The sequence below is a fragment of the Vibrio sp. 10N.286.51.E5 genome (genome assembly GCF_041469125.1).
In the GTDB taxonomy this organism is placed as follows: Bacteria; Pseudomonadota; Gammaproteobacteria; order Enterobacterales; family Vibrionaceae; genus Vibrio; species Vibrio crassostreae_C.
On record NZ_JBFRJZ010000006.1, the window covers coordinates 20,170 to 38,489 of the forward strand.

The 18,320-nt window shown below is 43.6% G+C and carries 14 protein-coding genes; 7 read left to right on the top strand and 7 right to left on the bottom strand.

From position 1 onward, the window contains the following. Positions 1 to 419: 419 nt before the first annotated feature. Positions 420 to 1,361 carry an NAD(P)-dependent oxidoreductase gene (locus AB4161_RS00995; protein ID WP_372082577.1) on the top strand — a complete coding sequence of 314 codons (942 nt, stop codon included), beginning with the start codon at positions 420 to 422 and terminating at the stop codon, positions 1,359 to 1,361. Positions 1,362 to 1,548: 187 nt separating this feature from the next. Here the strand turns inward: AB4161_RS00995 and AB4161_RS01000 are convergent, their stop codons facing one another. Together AB4161_RS01000 and AB4161_RS01005 are read right to left on the bottom strand one after the other, a co-directional pair. Beyond that, complete coding sequence (locus tag AB4161_RS01000) at positions 1,549 to 2,031, bottom strand: YajQ family cyclic di-GMP-binding protein (protein ID WP_017063832.1); 483 nt, start codon at positions 2,029 to 2,031, stop codon at positions 1,549 to 1,551. A 12-nt stretch (positions 2,032 to 2,043) separates the two neighbouring features. Next, positions 2,044 to 3,102 (bottom strand): 3-deoxy-7-phosphoheptulonate synthase, encoded by a 1,059-nt coding sequence (locus tag AB4161_RS01005; RefSeq protein ID WP_102394015.1) that lies wholly within the window; start codon positions 3,100 to 3,102, stop codon positions 2,044 to 2,046. Between the two features lie 207 nt (positions 3,103 to 3,309). On the opposite strand from AB4161_RS01005, the gene AB4161_RS01010 reads away from it, so the two are divergent. Continuing rightward, complete coding sequence (locus AB4161_RS01010; RefSeq protein WP_017066315.1) at positions 3,310 to 4,197, top strand: putative PEP-binding protein; 888 nt, start codon at positions 3,310 to 3,312, stop codon at positions 4,195 to 4,197. Positions 4,198 to 4,356: 159 nt separating this feature from the next. After that, complete coding sequence (locus tag AB4161_RS01015; RefSeq protein WP_017059696.1) at positions 4,357 to 4,842, top strand: PaaI family thioesterase; 486 nt, start codon at positions 4,357 to 4,359, stop codon at positions 4,840 to 4,842. 108 nt (positions 4,843 to 4,950) lie between these two features. Here the strand turns inward: AB4161_RS01015 and AB4161_RS01020 are convergent, their stop codons facing one another. Continuing rightward, a complete protein-coding gene (locus tag AB4161_RS01020) occupies positions 4,951 to 6,306 on the bottom strand; it encodes a hypothetical protein (RefSeq protein WP_017063834.1) in 1,356 nt (451 codons plus the stop codon). Between the two features lie 28 nt (positions 6,307 to 6,334). On the opposite strand from AB4161_RS01020, the gene AB4161_RS01025 reads away from it, so the two are divergent. Continuing rightward, positions 6,335 to 7,243: a S1 RNA-binding domain-containing protein gene (locus AB4161_RS01025; protein ID WP_372082579.1), complete on the top strand. Its 909-nt coding sequence runs from the start codon at positions 6,335 to 6,337 to the stop codon at positions 7,241 to 7,243. Between the two features lie 295 nt (positions 7,244 to 7,538). On the opposite strand, the gene rsmF is transcribed toward AB4161_RS01025, so the two are convergent. The 4 genes from rsmF to AB4161_RS01045 all read right to left on the bottom strand — a co-directional run bounded on the left by rsmF (position 7,539) and on the right by AB4161_RS01045 (position 14,888). Beyond that, positions 7,539 to 8,960 carry a 16S rRNA (cytosine(1407)-C(5))-methyltransferase RsmF gene (gene rsmF / locus AB4161_RS01030; protein WP_372082581.1) on the bottom strand — a complete coding sequence of 474 codons (1,422 nt, stop codon included), beginning with the start codon at positions 8,958 to 8,960 and terminating at the stop codon, positions 7,539 to 7,541. Between the two features lie 149 nt (positions 8,961 to 9,109). Then, the gene (locus tag AB4161_RS01035) at positions 9,110 to 11,767 is read right to left on the bottom strand and encodes an MlaD family protein (RefSeq protein WP_372082582.1); all 2,658 of its coding nucleotides are present in this window, start codon (positions 11,765 to 11,767) and stop codon (positions 9,110 to 9,112) included. Further along, complete coding sequence (locus tag AB4161_RS01040; RefSeq protein ID WP_065585048.1) at positions 11,754 to 13,037, bottom strand: paraquat-inducible protein A; 1,284 nt, start codon at positions 13,035 to 13,037, stop codon at positions 11,754 to 11,756. The genes AB4161_RS01035 and AB4161_RS01040 overlap by 14 nt, the downstream gene beginning before the upstream one ends. Before the next feature lie 54 nt (positions 13,038 to 13,091). Then, positions 13,092 to 14,888 (bottom strand): ABC transporter ATP-binding protein, encoded by a 1,797-nt coding sequence (locus AB4161_RS01045; protein WP_017059690.1) that lies wholly within the window; start codon positions 14,886 to 14,888, stop codon positions 13,092 to 13,094. An 89-nt stretch (positions 14,889 to 14,977) separates the two neighbouring features. On the opposite strand from AB4161_RS01045, the gene AB4161_RS01050 reads away from it, so the two are divergent. The 3 genes from AB4161_RS01050 (at position 14,978) to prc (ending at position 18,202) form a co-directional block, all read left to right on the top strand. Further along, complete coding sequence (locus AB4161_RS01050) at positions 14,978 to 15,469, top strand: GAF domain-containing protein (protein ID WP_017059689.1); 492 nt, start codon at positions 14,978 to 14,980, stop codon at positions 15,467 to 15,469. Positions 15,470 to 15,566: 97 nt separating this feature from the next. Beyond that, positions 15,567 to 16,190: an RNA chaperone ProQ gene (gene proQ, locus AB4161_RS01055; protein ID WP_017057223.1), complete on the top strand. Its 624-nt coding sequence runs from the start codon at positions 15,567 to 15,569 to the stop codon at positions 16,188 to 16,190. A 17-nt stretch (positions 16,191 to 16,207) separates the two neighbouring features. After that, positions 16,208 to 18,202: a carboxy terminal-processing peptidase gene (gene prc / locus AB4161_RS01060; RefSeq protein WP_372082584.1), complete on the top strand. Its 1,995-nt coding sequence runs from the start codon at positions 16,208 to 16,210 to the stop codon at positions 18,200 to 18,202. The last annotated feature ends 118 nt before the right edge of the window (positions 18,203 to 18,320 follow it).

An 18,320-nucleotide genomic window follows, 5' to 3' on the forward strand; every position in this document is an offset into this window, starting at 1 on the left:
TGTGTTGCGTTTTCTATGACCTTGTTGTTCAAATTAAACGAGTTGCATTTTGCAAATGAAACTGTGTGCGATTTAAACAACTGTTTATAAGGTTAGGAAAGGATCCGTAGTTTCACAAATGTATAATTTAAAAAGAATTTTGAATGAAATCACAAATCCGAACACAATTAGAATGACCAAATGTTAAGTGAATGTAAATAGTGCAACGGTTCACACTGTTGGTGCAACGAGATTTAGATTTTTATATTGATAATCGACTAGATAAATATTCTGAATCCACATCACAATGATGAAATATTAAACTTAAGAAATGTTGAAATTTGGTCAATAAATATTTTTATTACACTTCGATAGTTATGAATATGCTCCAAATTTGGTAGCATGGCTGAATAGTTATTGAAGTAGTCTCAAGGAAGAACATGCGTTATTTCCCAATGTTTTTGGATGTAGAAAATAAGCCAATCTTAGTGGTTGGTGGGGGTGAGGTTGCTTGCCGTAAAGTCGATAGCTTACTACGAGCGGGAGCGGATGTGACTTTGGTGTCTCCCAAGGTAGCGCCTTACTTAAAGCAGCTTGTGGACGAGAACAAGCTTCACTGGGTTCAAAACTTTTACTCGTCACAGATCATATCGAAAAATTACTTGCAGGTTTGGGCCACAACAGACAACCCAAGCTTGAATCACCAAGTGTATAATGATGCGAAAAAACTGGGCATTTTAGTCAATGTGGTTGACGATCTTCCTTACTGCGACTTCATCACACCTTCGATGATAAATCGCGGCAGAATCCAAATTGCCATCTCTAGTGGCGGGGCATCACCTGTTTTAGTAAGAAATATCAGAGAAAAACTCGAAACGGTATTGCCACAAAACATAGGTTTGATAGCAGACTTCGGTGCATCAAAACGCAATTCAATCAAAGAGTCATTCCCAACCGTCGACGAGCGTCGTAAATTTTGGGAGCGTTTCTTGTCATCCAGCTTTATCGAGCAGGTGAATGACAGAGAGCAGTTAGAGTCTTACTACCAGCAAGCGCTAACCGAAGGCATTGATAGCGAAGGGCAGGTCACTTGGATTGAATTCGAGCAAGATGTCGAGCTGTTGTCTATGAAGGCTTTACGTTTGATGCAGGAGGCAGAGCTCGTACTTTCACCGAGCGATTGTCCATTTGAATTTATCGACCTGTGCCGCCGAGATGCAGAAAGAGAGAGCTACGCCAACAGCGGAGAGCTATCAACCAAGCTTGAGCAAGCAAGAGCAGAGAAATTACGAGTGTGTGTGTTTATTCCACCAGCAAGCGTAGAGTTTAATCTGTTGGTCGGCAAAGACCTAAAATTGTCACCAGCCCAAGTACTCAGTTGAGGTAATTGCTTCTAGTTGAAATGAGAGCTTTCTGGTTGTTTGAAATCGGCTAGAGGCTCGGAATAAAACTAAAGCTGGACCAGATAAATAAAAAGCCACTTCAAAAGAAGTGGCTTTTTGCTATTTCAAACACGACATTGTGCTGATGAATGAGCAACCCAAATAGGCGGTCACTCAAACTCAAAAATTAGTCGCGGAAGTTGTCAAACTGGAAAGGTTGACCAAGTTCACCGCCGCGAACTAGAGCCATAACAGCTTGTAGGTCATCACGCTTCTTACCAGTAACACGAACTTTGTCGCCTTGGATAGAAGCTTGAACTTTAACTTTGTTGTCTTTGATTAGCTTAACGATCTTCTTAGCGACATCAGTTTCAATGCCTTGCTTAAAGATAACCGTTTGGTGCCAAGTGCGACCTGTTTGGTCTGCCGCTTTCGCTTCCATCGCGTTAGGATCAACATTACGCTTCGTTAGGTTGCTGCGAAGGATATCGCGCATTTGCTTCAGTTGAAAATCGTCTTGAGCAGTCAATTTTACTGATTCATCTTTGTAATCAAAGCTTGCGTCAACGCCGCGGAAATCGAAACGAGTCGATAGTTCACGGTTTGCGTTGTCTACTGCGTTACGCAGTTCTACTGCTTCTACTTCAGAGATAATGTCAAATGATGGCATTGTGTTGTTTCCTTAAGCTAAGTTTCTATCTTTAATTGCTGTTGCAAGCATGTCTAGCATTGTTGCAGTATCTTCCCAGCTTAGGCATGGGTCAGTAATCGACTTGCCATATTCTAGGTTGTTAATGTCTGTCATTGGCTGGTTGCCTTCAATAATGAAGCTCTCTGCCATAATGCCTGCAATTTGGTTCTTGTTAGATTTAATTTGCTCACAAATGTCTTGTGCAACTTCTAACTGCTTACGGTGTTGCTTCTGACAGTTAGCGTGGCTAAAGTCTACAACCAAACGTTGAGGTAGATCGAATTCAGCCAGTTGCTTACATGCAGTATCTACAGATTCAGCGTCGAAGTTAGGGCCTTTATCACCACCACGTAGAATAACGTGACCGTATGGGTTGCCAGAAGTACGGTAAACCGTCATGCGGCCGTTCTTATCTGGAGAGTAGAAGTAGTGTGAAGCATGTGCTGCACGAATTGCATCGATAGCAATCTTGATGTTGCCGTTGGTCGCGTTCTTGAAGCCAACAGGGCAAGACAGTGCAGAAGCCATTTCACGGTGAATCTGAGATTCAGTTGTACGAGCGCCAATCGCACCCCAAGTGATAAGGTCTGCAATGTACTGACCTGTGATCATATCAAGGAATTCAGTCGCGGTAGCGAGGCCAAGCTTGTTGATATCTAGCAGAAGCTTACGAGCTTTGCTCAAGCCTGTTTCAAGTGCGTATGAACCATCAAGGTTAGGATCTGTAATCAAACCCTTCCAACCTACAACAGTACGAGGCTTCTCGAAGTAGGTTCTCATTACAACGAACAGTTCATCTTTGTACTGGTCTTGAATTTTGCTTAGGCGCTCAGCGTAATCAAGTGCCGCATCTGTATCGTGAACAGAGCAAGGGCCTACGATAACTAATAGGCGGTTATCACGACCAGTTAGGATATCTTCGATTTGGCGGCGAGAATTTTTAATGCGCTCAGCAACGTCGTCAGTAATAGGGTGTGCATTGCCTAGTTCGGCAGGAGTTGGCATAGGACCCAGAGCTTGGGTTCTCAACTCATCAGTTTTTAATGGCATGTGATAGCTTTTTTATTCTATTGCGGAGTGGTTAAGATAACGGAATTGAACAGAGGAATAAACTCTATTGAGTCAAAGTTATCTCAGTTATTGCTAATATTCTTATTTTTATCAGCAGGCCAGCGTCAAATAAGGGATTTTCACTTGTATTAACAGGCAGCTATCGGTATTTTCGTTTGAACACAACATAAAAATGCTGGAGCAGCAATGACTCAAGAAAATCAAAGCACTTTGCACCCAGAACTCGTCTTAGGTGATGTGCTGCCTTCTTACAACGATAATAATAATTCTAACCACTTATACGTTTCATTATCAGAATTAGTGATGGATCGTGTCTTCTACCACCCAAGTATCGAGAGTCACTTAGATACTTTGACTGATATTGAAAAAACGTCTTTAGAAGCGATCCTTGGCGATAAAACAGTCGATGAGCATTTTGTTTCGACCTTAGTGATTGCCATTCAAGCTGCCGTTCAGCCAAATCACACTTCTGTTCGTATCGCATTAAGCAGTGCAGACAGCTATGGATTCCGTTCGCTGCTTGGCGGGAACTGTGAAGCAGAAGAGATTAACCCTGCACTAGGTGTTCGTGGCGTTGCTCGTTACGCGACACCAGAATACAGCAAGGCTTTCGCTTTAGAATGTCAGGTTATTAAGGCATTACGTGAGCAGGGCATCAACGTTGAAGTAGTTGTGCCTTACGTTCGTGCGTTAAGCGATGCCGCTAAGATTATTGACCTGCTTGCCGAGCAAGGGCTACCACGCGGCCTTAACGGTTTGAAAGTACTGTTCTCGTGCGATGTGCCGTCTGCAGTGCTACTGAGCGAACGTTTACTGCATTACTTCGATGGTGTAGTGGTAAACGTTGATAGCTTAGCGTCTTTCACTTTAGGCGTAGACAAACACAATGAAGCTCAGCAGCACGCTTTTGATCCACAAAACGAAGCGGTTATTACCTTGTTGGATATGATTGTTAAAGCAACCCTGAACGCGAAGAAGCCAGTGCTGCTAGTAACTCAAGGCTTAGTGGATTACCCACGTCTACAAGGTTACATAGCTGATCTTGAATGCGTAGAAACGGTCGTGACTGCGTAAATCGATTAGCTTGCCTGATAAGCCGACTTAAGGCGCTAATGCTTTGAGAATGAAAGAGATATCATTGTGCGATGATATCTCTTTTTTGTAACATTTTTTTGACATCTCTATCGCTAATCGATTAACTGGTCTGATGACTGATTTGACTAGGTAATCCGAATGTTGACCCCTCTACAAAAAGCAAATTTCTACTTAAGCATGTTTGGCTTTTTCAAAGTCCCACTTATCTGGTTGTGCCGACCAAAACTACTCGCGTTGGACAACCAACATGTTGAAGTGAAAATCCCGCTTAGAAGGCGTACTAAGAATCACCTTAACAGTATGTACTTTGGCGTTTTGGCTGTAGGTGCGGATGTTGCGGGTGGGTTTCTTGCGATGAGCAAATCTCAGCAGCAAGGTGAAAAGATCTCGTTGGCTTTTAAAGAGGTGACGGGTAACTTTTTGAAGCGCCCTGAAGGTGATGTGCATTTCACTTGTAACGACGGTGAGCTGATCAACACTATGCTGGCAGAAACCATGTCGACCGGAGAACGGGTCAATCAACCCGTAACCATTATCGCGACTTGCCCATCTTTACATGGTGACGAGCCGATGGCGGAGTTCACGCTTACGCTTTCAATTAAGAAAGTCCCTTCAAGAAAATAGCGATTAAATAATAGATTTTGGTTTAGAAGTCATGGGTAACGTTGAAGAGATAAAACAACGGTATGTGAATGGTTTCCACATACCGTTATAGAGAACTTTATAACGGCTCTATGACTCTTGAGTGATCTGCTCAATATCAACTATTTTTGAACGGTTCATAACGATCTTCCAACGGTAGTAGGTTGGTTCGTTATCATGGTTGTTCTCTTTAATGATCAGGTTGAGAAGATGACGCTTTTCTACTGATTCGCGGCTCACTTGTCCTTCATTCAAGCGGTAGATCTTGTTTGAGCCTTTATCCATCAACCGTGTCAGCGCTCTTAGGCTGATCGATAACGTTTCACGAGTCTCCTCATAACCACTCATAAAGGTCGATGTCGACATCTCAGTATGAGAGCGGTAATGCAAGATTTGCTCTTCACGTTGTACCACACGCTTTTTACGGATCGACTGAATGCGATCTGCAAGCTTAGAAAAATTTGCGTAGTCCAACCATTCCAGTTTATGGCCTACTGACTTGTTGGTCGTTGGATCATAGTAACGACGCTTCCATTTTGGCTTGCCTTTACGCAGCCAGCGCCAAAGGATGTCTCTCAAGTCATCTTTAAAGATCTCACGCAGTGCGTAAATGAAAGACATTGCCACGATGAAAGAGGCGGTAATCTCACCAAGAAAGTCACGAGCCAAGATCACAGTAGTGGTCACGACAACCATCACCAAACCGGTCGCGATGCCTTTCACGGCACGCTTAACGTTCTTACCCATCGACGTTGTCTTTTCTTTAAGCACGATAGGGTGTTCAATCAAACGACGCAGCAAACGCATCTTGTTACTCAAGCGGGTAACGTCCTCTCGAACTCTTGCTGAGTTGTAGCGGTTCAGTTTACGGTGCGCGGTCTCTTTATCACAAAGCGTTAAGAGTCGTTCTTTAATCGTTGAATACTCACTACCTCGTGGCATGTGTGAAACTAGCGATAGGAACTTTTGCTCGGTATACCAAGATAGGTAGTTATCGATATTAGCGTAGTAGCGCTTGAGATTTTCTTCGTAAGGGATGCTTCGGCGTAGCTTCTTCAAGATATCTAAAGCCAATTCAATGACTTCATCTACTTCATCAGCCGTTACGTCGTCACTATCAGTTTTATTTAAGCTGCTGACTGCTTTATCTAACGCGATAACATATTGGTAGGCAAACAGACTCAAACTGACACGATACTGTGTTGTAGATAAGCGTCCACGTTTTGCCAAGCGACTGTGTACCAAAGGTAAAAGTGTTTTGTCACTATAGTAGGCACGTTTTTGAGTGATTGAGCTGTAGAAAAAGGCACTTTCAGAAAGCACTTCAGGAGTCAGTCCAAGTTCACCGGGAATGAATAGATAAACGTCCATGTCGAGCTTTTTGGTCTTAGCCATGGCATGGTTAATTTTAAGTGTTATCGCATCTTGTTTATCAACGGTGATCAACGATGTCTCCTAGAATGTAAAAATATGAATGAAACTAGCGAAAGCATATCAGAGATCACGTATAATCTCCGCCAAATTTAAAGTAGAGACAACCTTGATGATTAATATTGGTCAAATAAACAACTTAGAAGTAGTAAAACAAGCAGACTTCGGTGTATTCCTTGACGCGAGCGACTATGGAACCGTGTTGCTGCCGAAACGATTTACTCCTGAAGGTGTTGAAATTGGTCAAAAGCTAGATGTTTTCTTATACATAGATTCTGACAACCAGATCGCTGCAACGACTGAAAAACCAATAGCTCAAGTAGGCCAGTTTGGTTTGATGACGGTTGAAGGTGTTAACAGCACTGGTGCATTCATGAACTGGGGCGTGAAAGGTAAAGACCTTCTTGTTCCTTTCAGCGAGCAGCGTGGCCGTTTAAACGAAGGTCAGTCAATCTTAGTATATGTGTATATCGATAAAGCATCGAGCCGTATCGTTGGTACAACGAAGTTCAACAAATGGTTAGACAACACGCCTGCGACTTATAAGCAAAATGAGCAAGTCGATCTCATTATCGCTGAGCGCAGCCAGTTAGGTTACAAAGCGATCGTGAACGGTGAACACTGGGGTATGATTTTCCCATCTGACATCATCGGTAAGCTGTTCATTGGTAAAACACTAAAAGGCTACATTAAAAACGTTCGTGAAGAAGACGGTAAGATTGATTTGTCTCTTCAGAAGGTTGGTGTGGCTAAGATGGATGACTTAAGCACTAAGGTTCTTGACCTGCTTGAGAAGAAAGGCGGTTACCTGCCTTTGAATGATAAGTCTTCTCCTGAAGTTATTTTCTCTGCATTCAGAACCAGCAAAGGTACGTTCAAGAAGACAATTGGTGGTCTATACAAATCTGGCAAGATCACTATCGACAAAGAAGGTATTAGCTTAGTTAAATAAGCGATCCTCTCGGTCAAAAAAAAGCCCAAACCTTCCTGTTTGGGCTTAGGGGAAAGGGCTCCGAAGAGCCTACGCTAATCGTTTTAATCTTTTGACTATTAGATTGAAGTCTAGTTTAGATTCCCTAAAGTGCGATTTTTCTTTTTGGAAATAGTGGCTTGAATTGATATTTATGTAATTAGTTGTTGATTTACAAGCGCTCGCACACTGAGTTACATGGCCGATAGAATAGAAAAAGCCCAAACAATTAACGTTGTTTGGGCTTTTGTTTATCTAGCTATACAGGGAGAAAGCTTTAGAATAGGTTCTTATCGCGCACTAACTCGCGTGGTAAACCGTTCTTCACTCGGTTGCCAACCCATTTACCAAGGCCGATGATTGCACCGTTGTACTTCACTAGTACTTCACCTTTGCCAGACAAGCCTTCAGGGCGAACATCGCGTCCCATGAACCATTCACGAGCATCTTCAATGCTTAGCTCGACAACATTAGCTTCATTACCTGTTGCAAGCGTTGTCGCCACTTGGTGCTGCCAGCGGTAACCTTTTTTATGGGTTTCGGCGATCTTGATTCCCATGCGAGAAAAACGGAACTCACCGATCATAGGCTCTAGCGCTTCTGGGAATAGCCAAACGTCTTTGTCGCGAATCCAAACCTGAGTATCGCTTGGCAATTCGATATCGAGAGTACTCATTAGTTGTTCAGCGACTTCTTGCTGAGTTTTCTTTGATGCTTTTTCAAATGGGAATTTACCCATACGTTTTTTAACTTCTGGTGGAGTAACAGACGCTAATTTACGGATACGTGCAACAAAGAAACCTTCTGAGTCATAAACTTGAGGGAAGATGTGTAGAAAGCCTTCCTCTGTCGTGGTTGCTTTTGCGTTGTCGAATAGTGATTCAAGAGATTCAAATTCAACCGCATCACCAAAGGTTTCTTTTAAGTGATGACACACTTGTTGGTTCTCTTCGGTGCTAAGCGTACACGTTGAGTAAACCAAAACACCATTAGGTTTAAGAGCATGGAATGCACTTTCAATCAGATCTTTTTGCGTGTCGGCAATATCGACCACAGATTGATACGTCCAGTTCTTCATCGCATCGGCGTCTTTACGAATGGTACCTTCGCCAGAGCAGGGTGCGTCTAGCAACACAGCATCAAACTGTTCTGGTAACCAACCACCAAAAACTCGACCGTCAAAGTTACTTAGAGCGGCATTACGAACGCCACAACGTTCGATGTTAGCGTGAAGGACTTTCACGCGGCTTGCTGCATACTCATTGGCAACCAATACACCGCGATTATTCATTAGCGCAGCGATTTGCGTTGTTTTAGAGCCGGGTGCAGCCGCAGTGTCTAGCACCGCTTGGTAATCAGCTTCGCCTTGGAAAAGTGCCGAGGGTGGCATCATCGAGCTGGCTTCTTGGATGTAGAAAAGACCAGACATGTGTTCTGCCGTATTACCTAGTGGCGCTTCACTTTCATCAACTGTAATCCAAAAGCCCGTTTCACACCAAGGTACAGGTTCCAGTTCCCAGCCTTTCTCTTTTGCTCGTACTAGGAAGTCTTCAACACTGATTTTCAATGTGTTGATTCGAATACTTTTACGAAGTGGTTTTTGGCATGACGCGACAAAAGAAGCCATATCTAGATGACTAGGCATGATTGCTTCGATGTGCGTTAGGAATTCTTCAGGAATATATACGTTAGCGTGCAAAAGAGTATCTCGATTTATTGCATTAATGCGGGGAGTTTAAAGCAAAATGAGGCCGCCCTAAACCATATTTATAGCAAACAACAAAAATGCAGCCAAATGGCTGCATTTTGATGAAGAATTAATCTTCCAGAAACGTCAGGGAATTCACTCTATGGATGAGGAATTGCGGTTCTCCATGATTTCCACTCATCTTCGGCTTGAGGATAGAGGTAGAAAGACTGATCTTCGCTTGCTACTGGTTGAAGTTCATTTGTCGGTGGCGTTGAGAATGTAATACCACCTCTTAACAAGCTGTCTACCGTTCCGGCTTTGATGTTTGCGCCTGACAGGCCGATAGAGACATCGACGCCCGACACGTTCCAGAATACGGTGTTTGCGCGGATTAGATACGCGTAATCAGGTTCTATTTGAATCGTAGAGATGATGCGGTCAGCAAACTCGCCCAGCTGAACATCGATAACACTGCCGATTTCTAGCTCACGGAATAGTATAGGCGTGCCTTCAGATACCGAACCTCGCGTTTCGCTTTGTAGCTGGAATATCTTGCCTTCAGGCTGCACAGGTCCCTTACTAAGCTCAAATTTCGTGTTTCTTTCACCTTTACCCGGGTCTACGTTGATGTGCTTAGAGAGCAGCGCAGAGACGTTTTTGATGCCGTTAAGGCCAATCTCAGGCTCTGCCAACCAGAAGTGACTGTTCGCCACGGCAATCTTGTCGACGTACTCAGGTAAAATACGCGCAGTAATTTCAATACCGCCCTTGTTGAAGTTCGGAATCACTAAAGTAACCTCACCAACAGTGACACCTTGATATTTGATCGCCATGCCCTTGCTGACTTCTTGATCGCCAGAAGAGGTGATAGTAATGGCGCGGCCAAACTTTCGGGCAGATTTTGAATCTTTGTAAAGCTTCCACACATCACCAAGTTTGTTGTCGATTCCTGGCAGAGAGTCAAAAGCAATACCGCCTTGGATAAGGGTTTTAACTGGTGCCGCTTTAATGCTGATACCCGATAGCGACGCATCAACCTCAACGCCTGATCGGTTCCAGAAAACAGTGTGCTTGTTGAGTAAGTGCGTGTAACGATTTTCGATTGTGACTTTGATTCTTACGCCACCGTCGGCAAGCTGAAAATCAGAAATACTACCCACTTGTAGGTTGCGGTAGAGGAGTGGGCTGCCTTTAGATATTGAAGGTAACTCACTGGCAAACAAAGAAAGTGTCTTTGAACCAGACTGATTAAACTTAGCAATTTCTGCTAACGACTTACTTTGGAAAAGTTGGTAGTCCGTTCTAGCTTCAGATCTACCTTCACTCACAAAGCTAATCGAGCCAGTAAGGAGCTGTTTCGCTGGTGGGACCGTAACACTCAAGCCTGATTCGGTTAGCTCTGCGGTCGCACTGCCTGTCACAAAGAAACGGTTGTGGCTTTTGATAAGGTGCGCGTATTCATTATCGATAAGTGCATCCATGAAGACTTCGTGTTTATCAGAGCCCGTACCAACACCATCAACTAATCCCACATGGATGATAGAGCCAACGGCAATGCCTTTGTAGAGAAGTTGTGTACCGACATCTAACCCGAACGAATTGTTCGACGTTAAGCGAATCGCAACGGATTTCTCTTGTTCCTGACTGAATTCATTTTTGCGGATTGCAGTAAATCGACGCGCCTTTTCACCTTCACCTGGTACCAAGGTTAAAAAGTTACCTGTCACTAAATTGGCAATGTTTTTCATACCAGTGAGTGACAGTTCAGCTTCTTCTAGAACGAACTTACTGCCGCTGTTTAAAAAGTCACTGAATGCCGGTTGAATAGCTGCAGATGCGACGACGTTTTCACGCCCTTCACTTAGTGATAAGTCAGTGATTTGACCGATTTCGATGCCGCGATACATGATCGGAGCACCCGTTGCACTTATTTTATTATCATCGGGAACGGCGATCTTGATAGAGATACCTCGACCCGCTGTTTTCAGATCTGGATAGAGTTTGAACTTGGTGTTCATCTCGACGGGTTGGCCTTCTCCCGGAGAGTCGACCGCAATTGAACCGCCAAGCAATGCACTTAGGCTCTCTAAGCGAACATCAACACCAGAAAAACCAATACTGGCACCTAAGCCACTTACATTCCAAAAACGGCTTTGATCGGTAATGATATGGCTGTATTCATCTTTAATTGACGCTTGAATGGTTACGGATTTAGCGTTGTCGTTTAGCTGGTAGTTGTAAACCTCACCAATGGGGATTTTACGATAAACGATTTGAGAGCCAACAGACACACCACCCAGATCTTTGGTCGTCAGTGAAATATTCAAACCTTCAGAAGCCAGCAAATCAGAAGGGGACGACTCTAAAGCCTGAAAAACGGTTTCTGGCTCTTCTTTAGTTTCGCTAGGGTGTATAGCGATATAGTTACCTGAAACAAGTGCATCTAACCCAGAGATACCAGACAAACTGGCCGTTGGCTTTACGAGCCAAAAACGTGTGCCTTTTGATAGTAGTTTCTTCGCTTCTGGGTAGATGTCAGCATCGACATAGATGCTCGATAGATCTTTGGATAAGGTGATGTCGCGCACCATACCCACCTCTAAGCCTTGGTAACGAATCGTTGTTCGACCTGCGACTAAACCTGCGGCATCTGAAAAGTATATCTGAACACGTTGGCCTGCATCGTGGATCGATTTCATGACCAACCAACCGGCTAATGCGACGGTTAATATCGGCAGAATCCACAAAGGTGAGATACCTTTGTTTTTCCTTACTTCTGGTGAATATGACGTTTGTGATTGGTTATCGTTGTTCATTCACTGACTCATCTTTAGAGGTGTAGTTATCCCAAATTAGCCTAGGATCTAAGCTTTCCGCTGCTAGCATCGTGAGAACAACTACGACGCCAAAAGCGACTGCACCATAACCTGGTGTAAAGTTTAAAATTTGCCCGCGGTCGACCAAGGTCATCATGATCGAAATAACGAACAGATCCATTACCGACCATTTTCCCACCCATTTCACGATGAAATAGATGGTCATACGTTGTCTGTGGTAAATCGTACGCTTCATCTTGATACAGATTAAGATGTACGCGAGGCCCAGTATTTTCGCGACGGGAACGACGATACTGGCAATGAAAATGATCGCTGCAATGCCATACATATCGCTATTTATTAGCGACGCGACACCGGAAATTATTGTGTCTTCTAGCCTTTGTCCGTTGGTGATAAGGATAGAAATCGGAATGACGTTTGCTGGCACAATAGCCACTGATGCGGCAAACAACAGTGCCCATGTCTTCTGTATAGAGTAGGGCTTGCGGTGGTATAAGTCATGGTGACAACGCACGCAAGTATGCCCATCCGGTTGAGATAGGTGGCAGTTGTGACAGTGTACGTTCTTACTTTCAGTAAATGAGTAGTCAGATTCTTTTGTCCAAGCTTCCCAGTAGCGACGCACGCTGATGCGGCTTACCAACAATACACTGAAAAGCTGCAGAAGAATGAGGCCAACCAATCCAGGGCCGACAAAAATATCTGAGTAATCTTGCAGTTTGAAACATGAGACCGCCAAACTTACCAGAAACACATCCAACATCATCCAATGTTTTAATGTCTGGATGATGGCTAACGCATACCTAAATGGTGTAAAAAATTTGAATCGCAATGATAAATGGGTAATGAGTACCGATGTACACACGAGCAACGGAGCGATCGAACTGCAGAACAGGATCAGTAAGCCAAGCAGAGGGAAGCCTTCGCCCATTAAGGTAAAAACACCCGATGGTAACGTCGCGGGTATCATGACGCCAATCAGGCGAATACTGATGAATTCAAAAAAGTGCGATGGGATAAACAGCAATAAGCAGGTAATTGCGATTGCTAGGTTTCCAGAGAGGCTAGGGGTACCGCCTCTATAAAGTTGAGTTCCGCATCTTGGGCAGTAAGCTGATTTCCCTAAAGGGATGTCCATTTTATCTACGGGAAGTTCGCAGCCCTGGCAAAGACGCACTGAGCTGCTGTCGCATTGGTGTTTTGTTGATAAAGGGTTGGTTACGGATGGGGAGGTCACGCGACCTCCCAAGTTGAAACGTAAGTTAGGTTAGCAACCCGACTTAAAGACTCAGAGCCACAAACATCAGGCGTGCGATTGCACACTGCCGTAGAGTGTTTGATAGAGTCCTTGTTGTTCAACCAATTCACCATGTGTTCCCGTCTGTGTGACTTGTCCATCTTCTAAAACATAGATTAGATCGGCTTGTTTCACCGCTGATAATCGATGAGCCACTATCAAAGTTGTGCGATCTTTCAAAAACTCGCTCAACGCTTTATGCAGTGCTGACTCTGTTGCTGTATCGAGTGCAGATGTCGCTTCATCAAGAATAACAAACTTAGGATTGCTCAGCACCATACGAGCTATTGCTAAGCGTTGTCGTTGACCACCAGACAGTCGAACGCCATTCCTACCAATTTGTGTATCTAAGCCATTGCTCAGTTGCTTGATGACATCTTGCATTTGAGCGACTTCAAGCGCACGCCACAACGACATTTCGTCGTATTCAGCACCAAGGGTCAGATTATGCCTTAATGTATCGTTAAAGAGTATAGGTTGTTGTAAAACAACGGCAATTTGATTGCGTATTACATCAAAGCTGATGTCATCGGTTGTTTCACCGTTATAGCGAATGCAACCTGAGTCTGCTTGGTAAACCCCAATCAGCAACTGGATTAACGTAGATTTACCCCCTCCACTCGCACCGACCAAAGCGACTTTTTTACCTGCAGGGATGTGCAGCGATAGCCTATTTAAAACAGTGTTTTCTAATGTGTAAGAGAATGTAACGTCTTCGATGTCAACTGTCACTTCTTGATCTTCAGTAAATGGGTTCACTTTACTGATAGGGCGCTTCTCTTCTTCTAACTGAAGAAGATCGTTGATGCGTTGTAGTGCCGCTTTCGCGCTATACCAAGAGAATTGAATCCCTAGTAGCTCTTGGACCGGGCCTAACATGAACCACAAGTAGCCAAATACCGCGAAAATCTGACCAATGGTTAAGTCACTGAATAACACCATTAGCATAGCGACGGCACGGAAAAGCTCGAAACCTAGTAAGAACAGCAGAAACGAAACACGGCCAGCAGCTTCAGATTGCCAAGCGTATTTGTCTGCATCGATTCTTACTTGGTTTGCTTGAACCTTAAGTTCATCGAGAAAGATACGTTCTTTATTCGCCGCACGCAGTTGGTAAATGCCGTCTAAGGTTTCCACCAAACGGTTTTGAAAGCGCTCGAAAGATTGGTTTTCGTATTTCTTAAGGTGTTTGACCCTGCTGCCTAGTTTACGGGAGAAATAAATTACAACAGGATTGACCAATAAAATGAACAATCCTAAACGCCACTCTAACCACAACAGCACGATCGCTGTCCCGAACACGGTCAGGAAGCTGATGATAAATTTAGAAAGAGTCGAGCCAATGAACTTATCTATTGTCTCTATGTCTGTTATTAGGTGGGCGTTAATACCGCCACTGCCTTTGGTTTCGTATTGTCGAATACTGATGCGGCCAAGCTTATCTATCATCTTGCTGCGCATTTGATAGGTAATTGTTTTGGACACAAGCGTAAACTGGCGCCCTTGCAGAATGTTCAGCGCTTGGCTAACGGAGCGCATGATAATCACTAACAACAAAGTTAGTGCTATATAGCCAGTCGGTGTTTGTAATGAAGATGGAAGTAGGTGGTTCATCATCTCTAAGCCTGAAGCGGGCTTATCAAGTAATACTTCATCAACCATTAATGGCATGAGCAACGGGATAGGGACACTAATGAGAGTTGCAAATATGGCAATAATGTTAGCAAACAGTAATTTGGACTTGTGTTTTTTTACTTGAGTTATTAACCAAGAACGGCTAATAGTGTCTTCTGAATTGTTCATTGTAATGAGAATAAGTCCTATTTAGTTTGATGGCCGCATTCTACTGCGTTCTCTTGATAATGGAAGTCTCAATTTAATTGGAAGTTAATATGAAAATAGAACATTACCAACGCTTAACCAAACAAGCCGTTGCATTAATTGAATCAGAAACCGATCTAACTGCTAATCTTGCTAATATCAGTTCATTATTGTTCATGGAATTGGATGACTTGAATTGGGCGGGTTTCTATTTAATGAAGCAGGATTTAGCTAAGGAAAAAGACGAACTTGTACTGGGCCCTTTCCAAGGTCAACCTGCTTGTGTGCGAATTCCGGTCGGGCGTGGTGTGTGTGGAACTGCGGTTGCGACGAATACAGTTCAGCGCATTCATGATGTTCATGAGTTCGAAGGTCACATCGCTTGTGACGCTGCAAGTAACTCAGAAATCGTTATTCCGTTCTCGATTGGCGGAAAAATAGCGGGCGTTCTTGATATTGATAGCCCAAATGTTGGTCGTTTTTCTCAAATTGACGAGGACGGATTAACATTTTTCATGGCAGAAGTGGAAAAGCTGCTTAATTCGCACGCGAACAAGGCATAAATTATTCTCTTACTGTGGTTTTTCCCAAGCATCTCTCTATAATACGTAAAAATATTTTCTTAATGCTCGCGGAAAACCGCAAAAACCAGGAACCCACATGGAAAACACTGAAAAGTTAAAAAACAGCAAAGAAGTTATCGCATATATTGCTGAATGTTTCCCTAAATGCTTTACTCTAGAAGGTGAAGCGAAGCCACTTAAAATTGGTATTTTTCAAGATCTTGCTGAACGTCTAAATGAAGACGAAAAAGTAAGTAAGACTCAGCTTCGTGCAGCGTTAAGACAGTACACATCATCATGGCGTTACCTGCACGGCGTAAAAGCTGGCGCAGAACGTGTTGACCTAGACGGCAACGCGTGTGGCACACTAGAAGAAGAGCACGTTGAACACGCTAAAGCTACACTTGCTGAAAGCAAAGCGAAAGTTCAGGCTCGTCGTAAAGAACAAGCACAAAAAGCTCGTGAAGAAGGCAAAGCGAAACCTAAGGCGAAGAAAGCTCAACAGCCTCGTCGTCAAGCGCCTAAAGCACCAAAAGTAGAAAAGCCTGTAGAAACACGCGCTTTGAACGCTGACGAATTCATCGCTGGCAAAGAAGTAAATGTGAACATGGGTAAAGGAAACATGGCTGCGACCATTGTTGAAATCAATAAGGAAGATGTGCGTGTTCAGTTAGCAAACGGCCTACAAATGGTTGTTAAAGCGGAGCACTTGCGCGCTTAAAGGAGATACTCCTACGCATGAAATGCCGTTCAAAATTGACACTGATTGCTGCTAGCTTTTGGCTAGCAGCTTCAGCTCAGGCTCTCGAAGCCAAATTAGATCAGGACGATTTACCTCTACTCGCTCCTGAGGTCCAACACGAAACTGCTAGTAAACGTGTTACTTCTCGATTTACTCGTTCTCACTATAAACACTTCAATCTCAACGATGATTTCTCTCAAGCTATCTTTAATCGTTACTTAGAGATGCTGGATTATAATCGTAATATCTTCACTCAAGCTGATATTGACTCTTTCTCTGCGTCATCTAAACAAATTGATGATCAGCTGAAATCGGGCAATAACCAGATTGCATTCGATGTTTATAATCTGTCTATGCAGAAGCGTTTTGAACGTTTTCAATATGCATTGTCTTTGCTAGATACTGAGATTAAGTTTGATACCGATGAAAGTATTGAGCTCAATCGCAGTGAAGCAGAGTGGCCAAAAGATATCGCTGAAGTGAATGAGCTTTGGAGAAAACGCGTTAAATACGATGCGTTGAATCTAAAACTTACTGGTAAAGAGTGGCCAGAGATTCAAGAAGTTTTGGAAAAGCGTTACAACAATGCGATGAAGCGTATTACGCAATCGCATAATGAAGATGCTTTCCAGATCTACATGAACGCATTTGCGCGTGAAGTTGATCCGCACACCAGTTACCTTTCTCCAAGAAATGCAGAACAATTCCAATCTGAGATGAATCTATCTCTAGAGGGTATTGGTGCTGTACTTCAAATGACCGACGACTACACTGTTATTCGTTCTTTAGTTGCTGGTGGCCCTGCGTCAAACAGCAAACAATTGAGTGATGGCGACCGTATTGTCGGCGTTGGTCAAGATGGCGAAGAGATTGTTGATGTTATCGGCTGGCGTTTAGACGATGTAGTACAACTTATTAAAGGCCCGAAAGGGACTAAAGTTAAGCTACAGATCTTGCCAGATGGTAAAGATGCAAAAAGTCACGTTGTCACAATTGTTCGCGATAAGATTCGTTTAGAAGACCGCGCTGTTAAATCAGAAGTGATCGAGAAAGACGGCAAGAAGATTGGTGTACTAGAAGTACCAAGTTTCTACGTTGGCCTTTCTAAAGATACCGATAAACTGATCACCGAGCTTAAAGAGCAAGGTGTTGAAGGTATTATTGTTGACCTTCGAAACAACGGTGGTGGTGCACTGACTGAAGCAACTGAACTCTCTGGTTTGTTTATCAAAGAGGGACCTGTTGTTCAGGTTCGTGATAGCTACGGTCGTGTCAAAGTGAACAGCGATACTGATGGTCAAATTAGTTACCAAGGCCCGTTAACGGTATTGGTGAATCGCTATAGTGCTTCAGCATCTGAAATCTTTGCAGCAGCGATGCAAGATTACGGTCGTGCAATTATCTTGGGTGAAAACTCTTTCGGTAAAGGTACGGTGCAACAGCATCGCTCTTTGAATCATATTTATGATTTGTTCGATAAAGAGTTGGGCTACGTTCAATACACAATCCAGAAATTCTACCGAATCAATGGTGGTAGTACGCAGAACAAGGGCGTAGTGCCTGATATTGCTTACCCAACACCAATTGATCCTGCAGATACCGGTGAAAGTGTTGAGGATAATGCTCTTCCTTGGGACAGCATCGACAAAGCGAAGTACTCAGTGTTACAGCGTAACGATGAGCAAATCGCAGCGTTGACGGCTAAGCACCAAGCTCGTATCGCAACAGACATGGAGTTTGGCTTTATCGCGCAAGATATTGAAAAGTATAAGGCAGATAAAGACGACAACGACCTTTCCCTCAATGAAAAGGTTCGTAAACAAGAGAGTGATGACGCGGATGCGCTTCGTCTAGAGCGTATTAACCAACGTCAAAAAGCCGCTAAGTTAGAGGCATTTAAAACGTTGGATGATATTCCCAAAGACTACGAAGCCCCGGATGCTTATCTTGATGAATCAGTTGCTATCATGCTGGATATGATCAAGAAATAAACAAAACACCTGTTAAAGGTGATTGTTTAAAGACTTACTATTTGAAAAGCGGGCTTAGGCTCGCTTTTTTTGTACCTGCGTTCTTGCCTAGAATGATGTCACGCTAACGGCATGCTTC

Bases quoted from the DNA above. Each gene is read 5' to 3' on its own strand.
- prc (WP_372082584.1), top strand. From the start codon at position 16,208: ATGAAATGCCGTTCAAAATTGACACTGATTGCTGCTAGCTTTTGGCTA.
- AB4161_RS01035 (WP_372082582.1), bottom strand. From the start codon at position 11,767: ATGAACAACGATAACCAATCACAAACGTCATATTCACCAGAAGTAAGG.
- AB4161_RS01050 (WP_017059689.1), top strand. From the start codon at position 14,978: ATGAAAATAGAACATTACCAACGCTTAACCAAACAAGCCGTTGCATTA.
- AB4161_RS01000 (WP_017063832.1), bottom strand. From the start codon at position 2,031: ATGCCATCATTTGACATTATCTCTGAAGTAGAAGCAGTAGAACTGCGT.
- AB4161_RS01010 (WP_017066315.1), top strand. From the start codon at position 3,310: ATGACTCAAGAAAATCAAAGCACTTTGCACCCAGAACTCGTCTTAGGT.
- AB4161_RS01015 (WP_017059696.1), top strand. From the start codon at position 4,357: ATGTTGACCCCTCTACAAAAAGCAAATTTCTACTTAAGCATGTTTGGC.
- AB4161_RS01045 (WP_017059690.1), bottom strand. From the start codon at position 14,888: ATGAACAATTCAGAAGACACTATTAGCCGTTCTTGGTTAATAACTCAA.
- AB4161_RS01005 (WP_102394015.1), bottom strand. From the start codon at position 3,102: ATGCCATTAAAAACTGATGAGTTGAGAACCCAAGCTCTGGGTCCTATG.
- proQ (WP_017057223.1), top strand. From the start codon at position 15,567: ATGGAAAACACTGAAAAGTTAAAAAACAGCAAAGAAGTTATCGCATAT.
- AB4161_RS00995 (WP_372082577.1), top strand. From the start codon at position 420: ATGCGTTATTTCCCAATGTTTTTGGATGTAGAAAATAAGCCAATCTTA.
- AB4161_RS01025 (WP_372082579.1), top strand. From the start codon at position 6,335: ATGAAACTAGCGAAAGCATATCAGAGATCACGTATAATCTCCGCCAAA.